The following is a 1,757-nucleotide window of genomic DNA, read 5'->3' as shown; positions in this document are numbered from 1 at the left end:
GGGGTAGCGGCGGCGGAACCATGGCCAGACCTGGAAACAGCCGGCGAGCAGTGCCACCGAGCCGAACAGGATGTGCGCCACCAGCAGCGGGTAGTACTGCGGGTAGTCCTGCGGGACAGGCAGCCGGGACCGGCTCGGGTCCAGCGTCACATAGGGCGGCAGCGCGTACCCGACGAACGCAACCGCCGCCAGGAGCAGCGGCACCGCCCAGCGCAGTTGCCGCCGCCCGCGGCTACGACCGGCCGGGAGCCCGGGCGGTACGCCGGTCGTAGGCGCGGAGTTGTTGGTCGTCGTGGGCATGTCGCTTCCCCTGCCTGCTCGAATCAGCTGGTCCCGTTGACCAAGGGCGTCCGGCGCTCACCCACCCGGCCCCGGTCGGCCCGGGTCTCGCGGCCGAGCTGGCAGTGCCGCTCGTGACGGGACGAACCCGGATGCAAAGAACTCTGCGTCGTCTCGGCCGTCGGGTCAGCGGTGCTGGCTCCCGCATCGCCGGTGGTGCTGGCACCACTCCCGGTCCACGCGCTGTCGGCAGCGACGCTGTCGGCCGCGACAAAGGCCATCTACGGTCAGCGGAACGAGCGCGGCCAGCGCCGGCGGCAGACGCTGGCACCGCCCGACCGCGAGCCCTGCCAGAGGCACCCGCAGAGGCCAGCAAGCGGCGCGGCGATCCGTCAAGTGCGATCGATCTGGGTAGCCCTCAGCGACACAGGGCGACTCTGGAGCTGGCCCTGTGCAGGATCGCGAGCACTCGATCGCCGATGACGGCGCGCCATCGTTGCGGGGACGGCTTGATCCAGCTAATGCGGAGGTGCGGCGAAGATGTCGGCATGCTCCAGGAGTGATTGGGCGAAGTCTCGATGAGCGGTCGCCGCGACATGCGCATCCTGCGTGCGTCGGTCGGGTGTGCGGGGTAGGACCGGGTGGAGGATAGTGGGCAATCGCACCCGGCGACCTGAAGGACCTCTGAAGAGGTTGACCGACCTCCGGTGAGTTCCAGCACGGTCCGGGGTCTTCAGGCACATCCACCTTCCGCGCGCGAATTTGGAGGCACCTTGAAGCTCTTGCTTACGTCAGGCGGCGTCACGAACCCAAGCATCCACTCGGCGCTCGTGCAGCTCCTCGGCAAGCCGATCGCCGAGTGCCACGCCCTCTGCGTCCCGACAGCGCAGTGGGGCCACCCGATGTGCGGTCCGAAATCGGTGCGGGGCTTCGTAGCCGCCGAGCCCACGTTTCAGTACCTGTCCGGCCTGGGTTGGGCGTCACTCGGTGTCCTCGAGCTCACCGCACTGCCCACCATCGGTGCGGAGCGATGGGTCCCCTGGGTCCGGGAGGCCGACGTGCTCCTGGTCGACGGCGGCGACGCGACGTACCTGTGCCACTGGATACGGGAGTCCGGGCTGGCCGATCTGCTGCCATCGCTGCCCGAGATCGTCTGGGTGGGAGTGAGTGCGGGAAGCATGGTGATGACGCCCCGGATCGGAACGTACTTCGTCGAATGGCCGTCCGCGCCGGACGACCGCACCCCGGGAGTCGTCGACTTCTCGATCTTCCCGCACCTGGACTTTTTTCCAACAAACACCCTGGCCGACGCAGAGCGGTGGGCCGCCGAAATCGGTGTCCCGGCCTACGCCATCGACGAACAGACGGCCATCAAGGTCGTCGACGGCTCCATCGAGGTGGTCTCCGAAGGGCAATGGAAGAAGTTCGGGTCATAGCCGTCCGGCATCCGTGACGTCGCGTCGTTGACGTGACCCGTC

Annotated in this window: 1 protein-coding gene and 1 pseudogene; one reads left to right on the top strand and one right to left on the bottom strand. The window is 68.4% G+C overall.

The window, feature by feature from the left end:
* Positions 1-300, bottom strand: a pseudogene (locus FXF52_RS40960) (hypothetical protein); the annotation flags it as partial.
* Between the two features lie 752 nt (positions 301-1,052).
* Between FXF52_RS40960 and FXF52_RS40955 the strand changes: the two are divergent.
* Positions 1,053-1,715 (top strand): Type 1 glutamine amidotransferase-like domain-containing protein, encoded by a 663-nt coding sequence (locus FXF52_RS40955; RefSeq protein ID WP_148805009.1) that lies wholly within the window; start codon positions 1,053-1,055, stop codon positions 1,713-1,715.
* Positions 1,716-1,757 lie beyond the last annotated feature (42 nt).

The sequence above is a fragment of the Micromonospora sp. MP36 genome (assembly GCF_008119785.1).
Lineage (GTDB): Bacteria > Actinomycetota > Actinomycetes > Mycobacteriales > Micromonosporaceae > Micromonospora.
The sequence above is the reverse complement of the archived record's forward strand: the minus strand, read 5'-3'. Positions and strand labels throughout refer to the sequence as shown.